This is a genomic window from Methanofollis sp. (assembly GCF_028702905.1).
Lineage (GTDB): Archaea > Halobacteriota > Methanomicrobia > Methanomicrobiales > Methanofollaceae > Methanofollis.
In genome coordinates, this window is record NZ_JAQVNX010000136.1 from 1 (window position 1) to 4,461 (window position 4,461).

Genomic DNA, 4,461 nt, shown 5'->3' on the forward strand with positions numbered 1-4,461 from the left:
ATTTCCTGGGTGACGCCTTCAATGTAATGCGTGTGCCATTGGTGCCTGAGATTCTCCATCTAGACTGTGTGCTTTCGGTTCCCAGAAGGGGTCTTGCAATTCTCTGTCCGGAAGCGTTTGCAGAAGGCATCCCGAAAGCGCTTGAAGACTTTGACACAATAACGATCTCTCTGGAAGCTGCCTCAAGGCTGGCCGTCAATGGCCTGCCCGTTGACGAAAGTCATTACATCATGTCCTACAACGATCACAACGACAATGAATATATCAGGGAAGAACTGGAAAAACGTGGGATTTCCGTTTATCCGGTATATTTCGGGGTTCATAACGGACAGGGCGGAAGTCTGCGGTGTGCAACCCAGGCCCTGATTCGCAGGTGCGAATACTGATCAGTGATGAGGGAAGTCTTCGCATGGCAAAGAACAGGATCCTGAAGCCATGACCGCTCCCTCCTGATCGATACATCGGGATGGCTTGCGGACCGCCTGTGGGGGATATCAGAGGTCATCGAGGATCTGAAACACCGTATCGGATCGATACAGAAGCCACCGGCCGAGAGAGAAACGGAGATGGACCTCATCACGCGGTTTGCGCACTCCCGCACCGCCCACCTCTTCCTCGGGATGCATCCGATGGACAGTCTCGTCTACGGGCACACCCATGTCCCCGGCTGCAAAAAGATGGACTGTGGAGCCTATGTGACAAACACGGGGCACTGGAGCGGGAACGATCAGGGCTGGTATATCAGAATCTCAGCCAATAAATTCTCAATATTTAAAGTCCGTCTTGCCACTGGCGGGACACATCACCAAAAATAAGATTTGCTCTTCTTATCACTCGGCTCTATACTCCATTTGAATGAATATTCAGAGAATACAGCCGCCGATATTGGTCGTCACCCAACACATACCCACTGCGGTCAGACACGCCGGGAAGGAACACCGGTCCAGTTTACACTTTTGCACTTGATTGCACCCCTTTGCACCTGCGGAATGCTACGAAACGGACGAGGACTTGGACCTCGATTTGAAATCAGACCCCGTTCACCCCCATCATCCCCAACATGTGCACTCAAACGCCGATCGCACACACACTCACCCACAGTCACGGGATCATCTGGGGTGGTGTGTACGTCCCCATTCTGGTGCAATATACTATTATGAGAGAGAGAATTCTCTCTCCTCTCTTTAGAATATTCATTCTGACCTCGTTCCTCCGCCTTTGTAGTTTGCACTTTTTCGGTGCAGCTTCAGTGCAAACGAGGTGCAAAAGTACAATCGTCGGGCGGGTCGAGATCGATCCGGGTCATACTTCACTCCATCCACCGGCGGTATGCCTCCGGGTACGCCCTCTCAAAGTGCGGGAGCACCCGTTCGGCGCAGTCCGCAGCCCAGGATGCCATCGCGATCCGATCGTCTCTGCCGTATTTCTTCACAGACGATGTTATGAACTTCTGTCTTCCGCCATTTTCTCTTCTCCTGCAGCCACACCGGCCCGTACTACAACCTATCCCCGGAGATCCTGTCAACAGACACGAGTCCACAAGCCCGGCCTCTTCCGCTCCGGCCATCGACGTCCGATACTTTTAGATATCCCCTCAGGCCAGGGAGAGGCGATGAACCATGAGCACACCCCTGCCGGGCATCATACACACGATCAACCGATGCATGAAGAGGGAGAGAAAACGTCCGCAGAGCATGCAGGCGGACCTCCAAAGACTCACCAGCACAGCGGAGGGGGCGACCACCGCCATGCCCTCGAAGACTTCAAACGCCGGTTCGTCGTCTCGGTCATCCTCACGGTTCCCATCCTCGTCCTCTCGCCGACCATCCAGACGCTCTTCGGGTTCAGCGTCGAGGTTCCGGGGGCAGACTATATCGTCCTGATCCTCGCATCCGCAGTCTACTTCTACGGCGGCTATCCGTTCCTCACCGGGATTGTACACGAACTGAAAAGTCGGACACCAGGGATGATGACCCTGATCGCAGTCGCGATCACCGTCGCCTACGTCTACAGCGCCGCGGTGATCTTCGGCATGCCCGGCGAGGGGTTCTTCTGGGAACTCGCCACCCTGATCGATATCATGCTGCTCGGGCACTGGATCGAGATGCGGTCGGTGCTCGGCGCTTCGCGTGCCCTCGAAGACCTGGCACAGATGCTCCCCAGGGAGGCGCATCTGTTCAAAGATGGTTCCGTCGAGGACGTGCAGGTCGAGACACTGGTCGTCCACGACCGCGTTCTGGTGAAGCCGGGCGAGAAGATCCCCGTCGACGGCGTGGTGATCGAGGGGGACTCCAGCGTCAACGAGGCAATGCTGACGGGGGAGTCGCAACCGATCGCCAAACAGACCGGAACATCGGTGATCGGGGGTTCCATCAACGGCGAAGGCTCGCTCGTCGTTGAGGTGCGGAAGGTCGGCGCCGAGACGTACCTCAACCAGGTGGTCGAACTGGTCCGTCGGGCACAGGAGAGCAGGTCCCACACGCAGGACCTCGCAAATCGAGCGGCATTCTATCTTGTGGTGATCGCACTGTCGGTCAGCGCACTGACATTCGTTGCCTGGGTGTTCCTTGCCCGCGACACCGGATTTGCCGTCGAGCGGGCGGCCACCGTGATGGTGATCGCCTGTCCGCACGCACTCGGACTTGCAGTCCCGTTGGTGGTTGCGGTCTCGACGGCGCTCGCGGCACAGTCGGGATTTCTCATCCGCGAGAGGCAGGCATTCGAACGGGGAAAGGATATCCAGGCCATCATCTTCGACAAGACCGGAACTCTGACCGAGGGGCGGTTCGGCGTGACAGACATCATCTCATTCGGTCCTCTCGGCGAGGACGAGGTGGTGCGGCTGGCCGCCTCCCTGGAGGCGCGGTCAGAGCACCCGATTGCACAGGGCATCATCCGCAAATCACAGGATGAGGGGCTGGAACTGGCAGATCTGGAAAATTTCAGGACGATCCCGGGAAAAGGCGTCGAAGCGGTCATCGCGGGCCGACACCTGAAGGTCGTAAGCCCCGGATACGTGGAGGAGCAGGGGATCGCCGTCGACGACGGACGGGTGGAGGCACTGCAAAGACAGGGGAAGACGGTCGTCTTCCTGATCGAAGACGACACCGTGATCGGGGCCCTGGCACTCGCGGATATCATCCGAAAAGAGTCACGCGAAGCGATCACGCAGTTGAAACAGATGGGAATTCACTGCATGATGCTGACTGGAGATAATCGGTATGTTGCCCGCTGGGTGGCCGAGGAGCTCGGGCTTGACCAGTACTTCGCCGAAGTTCTCCCGCACGAGAAGGCCGAGAAGGTCAGAGAGGTCCAGGAAGACCATATCGTCGCAATGGTCGGCGACGGAATCAACGACGCACCGGCACTGGTACAGGCAGATGTCGGCATTGCGATCGGCGCCGGGACCGATGTCGCAATCGAGAGTGCGGATATCGTGCTCGCCAGGAACGATCCCCGGGACGTCGTGGGAGTCGTCGACCTCTCAAAGAAGACGTACGCAAAGATGGTCCAGAACCTTTTCTGGGCGACGGGTTACAATGCGTTTGCCATCCCGCTCGCTGCAGGGATAGCGATCGGGTACGGGATCCTTCTCACGCCGGCGATGGGGGCGGTTCTGATGAGCGCAAGTACCGTGATCGTGGCCGTCAATGCGAGGACGCTCCAGCGGTAACGGTCTGCACGGGACAAAAATGAGAGAGGGGAAACACCGATACGGGATATTTTTTGAGCCACGGTTTTTTCTTTCTGCACGAAGGGGATCCATGGATTGCAGCGGATCGATCTTCCACCCCGTGACGTATGCACCACATCCCTCTATCCCGGCACCCGAACCGTGGGCTAACGCCCTACCCCGTCCAGAACAGTTTCCTCCATTTTTCGTGCACCATCCATTATCCGCGTCCTGTACTGGGGAAGAAAATCTATGTATGAGGTGTCCCTTTACTCCTCCATGGAAAACCGGCCCCTAAAGGTTCTCGTCATCATGGGCAGCCCCCGGAGGGCGAACACATACCACGCAGCCGAACGGATCCGCGAGATCCTCCAGGAGAACGCACCGGTGGACTGGGAATATGTCATGTTGCGGGACGTCAGCCTGGAGCAGTGTCGCGGCTGCTATACCTGTTTTGAGCGGGGGGAGGAACATTGCCCGATCAAGGACGACTCAGCCCTCCTTGAGCAGAAGATGCATGACGCGGACGGGGTCGTCTTCGCCACCCCGGTCTACGGTTTCCAGGTCTCGGGATTGATGAAGGTGTTCATCGACCGCCACGCATACATCTTCCACCGCCCCCGTTTCTTCCGGCAGAAAGCACTCCTTCTCACCAGCGCCGGCGTGATGGGGAACAAGGACGTGCTGGAATACCTCAATGCCGTGGCCCGCATATGGGGCTTCGACGTTGCCGCCCGGGCGGGGATCGTCTCCCACGCCACCATGGGCCCTCTCCCTGCCTACCGGGT

General features: G+C 57.8%; 4 protein-coding genes. 3 read left to right on the forward strand and 1 reads right to left on the reverse strand.

What is annotated here, in order from left to right:
- Positions 1 to 386, forward strand: a 386-nt coding sequence (locus PHP59_RS11485; protein WP_300167128.1) for a hypothetical protein, incomplete at its 5' end; no start/stop codon positions are given.
- 923 nt (positions 387 to 1,309) lie between these two features.
- On the opposite strand, the gene PHP59_RS12740 is transcribed toward PHP59_RS11485, so the two are convergent.
- Positions 1,310 to 1,567, reverse strand: coding sequence for a putative immunity protein (locus tag PHP59_RS12740; protein ID WP_366943768.1), 258 nt, complete (start codon positions 1,565 to 1,567; stop codon positions 1,310 to 1,312).
- 45 nt (positions 1,568 to 1,612) lie between these two features.
- On the opposite strand from PHP59_RS12740, the gene PHP59_RS11490 reads away from it, so the two are divergent.
- Both PHP59_RS11490 and PHP59_RS11495 read left to right on the forward strand, forming a co-directional pair.
- A complete protein-coding gene (locus tag PHP59_RS11490; protein WP_300167130.1) occupies positions 1,613 to 3,673 on the forward strand; it encodes a heavy metal translocating P-type ATPase in 2,061 nt (686 codons plus the stop codon).
- A gap of 279 nt (positions 3,674 to 3,952) precedes the next feature.
- The coding region (locus PHP59_RS11495; RefSeq protein ID WP_300167132.1) for a flavodoxin family protein at positions 3,953 to 4,461 on the forward strand (509 nt) is incomplete at its 3' end.

What these genes read in the sequence shown, in the direction of transcription:
- PHP59_RS11490 (WP_300167130.1), top strand. Translation starts at nt 1,613, where the DNA reads ATGAACCATGAGCACACCCCTGCCGGGCATCATACACACGATCAACCG.
- PHP59_RS12740 (WP_366943768.1), bottom strand. Translation starts at nt 1,567, where the DNA reads ATGGCCGGAGCGGAAGAGGCCGGGCTTGTGGACTCGTGTCTGTTGACA.